General features: G+C 45.1%; 1 protein-coding gene. It reads left to right on the top strand.

Annotated features, from left to right (window positions below):
• Nucleotides 1-1,215 precede the first annotated feature (1,215 nt).
• A partial coding sequence (locus BG32_RS09360) for an ABC transporter substrate-binding protein (RefSeq protein WP_259459648.1) occupies nt 1,216-1,820 on the top strand: 605 nt, incomplete at its 3' end.

Genomic DNA, 1,820 nt, shown 5'->3' with positions numbered 1-1,820 from the left:
TCTCTTATTCTAACAAACAACCAAGAACGGCTCTTTGCAGCGCTCAGCGGGCTCTTGATTTTAGCGTGCAGCAGCTCTTTGATCATCGAGATTCTGAATCAAGTTCAGAATGACGTGATGTGATGTTTTCGTGATCGCCTCACATTGTCATCCCGAACTTGTTTCGGGATCTGGTTTTTATCTTCTCGGCTGCGGAGGTCCGTTGACGGGCAACGCGGTTTTCATCAGCGACCAGCGGGTCTTTGCTCTTAAGCGTACAGCGGTTCTTAGGATAAAGATGCTGAAACAAGTTCATGACGCGGAGCGCGGGGTGTCGATTACAAGGTACGGGGTCTCGTGAACATAACCGGCTTAACAATTCGGGTTTTCTATGCACCTATGAAGTTATCCGGGCAGCGCGTTTGGGAAGTCCCTCACATTGTCATCCCGAACTTGTTTCGGGATCTAGTGTCTTTGAGAAACGTGGTTATGGAAAGTAGATACGATAGCGTGTTCGAGATAACTTTCGAAGAAAGATTCTGAACCAAGTTCAGATGACGCATTGTGCCGGTTTTACGAAGCCCACTAGGGTTTCAAAACAAGTTCAAATGACGAAATGTGACGTATTCCCAATACTCTAGGCTGATCGTCCTCGTGTATTGACATAAGAGAGACAGACGAAATGAAGAGCAGGGTATCGAGTGTAGGGTCTAGGGTCTGGTGAAAGAAAACGGTTTGCTCTTCAAGTGTTGTGGAGCAATAATACATAGGCGATCATCCTGTATAGGCTTTTGGAACCCTCTCACTTTGTCATCCCGAACTTGTTTCGGGATCTGGGTTTGATCTTATCCAAGGACGGGTTCTTGCTATAAGAATTTCGACCCTAACGAACCGATACATGAAAACCATTTTCACAAGCGAGGATTTCATTTGGATCCTTTGAAAAACATTCTCCGCATAAAACGGCAAAAACAAATTCATCTTTGTCACTCTATTGTGAGAGAATAACACTTACACGAACTTCACTAAAGATAATTCAGATAATGCATGCGGAAGGCTACACGGTTTACCTTGAAATAGCGTTAATTATTTGTGAATGTAGAAAGCATTACGCATAGTTCGATGATAATTCCAGATTTCTGAGAAATATCGGCCTGAGATCGCTTTAATATGTAAATGTTTTCAGGAATATTATGTTAGCGGAGCCCTTAAGGCTAAGTAAAGGAGGTTGGGTATATGAAAAAGAGGTTCATTTTACTACTTCTGGCCATCATACTCGTTAGTAGCCTCGCAATTGGTCAAGTTTACGATCGAAAAGAAACTCTGTACGCCGGTGGAGGCCTTTGGAGTCCACCAAACAACTGGAACCCATTCACCCCATGGGCGATTATGACCGGAACCAACGGTCTAATCTATGAATACCTGTTTATGTTCGATCCTCTGAGCAACGAGATGATACCCTGGCTTGCGGTGGATGGAGGATGGATAGACGAAAAGACCTACGAGCTGAAGCTTCGAGACGGAGTATACTGGACGGATGGAGAGGAGTTCAATGCCGAAGATGTGAAATTCACATTTGACATCGCAAAGAAGTATCCCGGAGTCCATTACAGCTCTATGTGGAACTGGATGAAGGAAGTGGAGATAGTAGACAGACTGACTGTACGTGTCCACTTCACCGAACCGCTGTATCAGCAATGGTCTTTCCAGCTCTATCAGTTGCCTATGGTTCCCGAGCACATATGGAAAAACAAGACGGAAGCCGAAATTCTGACTGGAGCGAACGAGGGGCCCATTGGAACGGGTTGCTACACAGCCGAAGGTTACGGTCAGGACAGAAT

Origin of the sequence: Mesotoga sp. HF07.pep.5.2.highcov, from assembly GCF_003666285.1 — a bacterium.
Classification (GTDB): domain Bacteria; phylum Thermotogota; class Thermotogae; order Petrotogales; family Kosmotogaceae; genus Mesotoga; species Mesotoga prima.
Note: the sequence above shows the minus strand (reverse complement) of the source record. Positions and strands in the feature narration are given on the sequence as shown.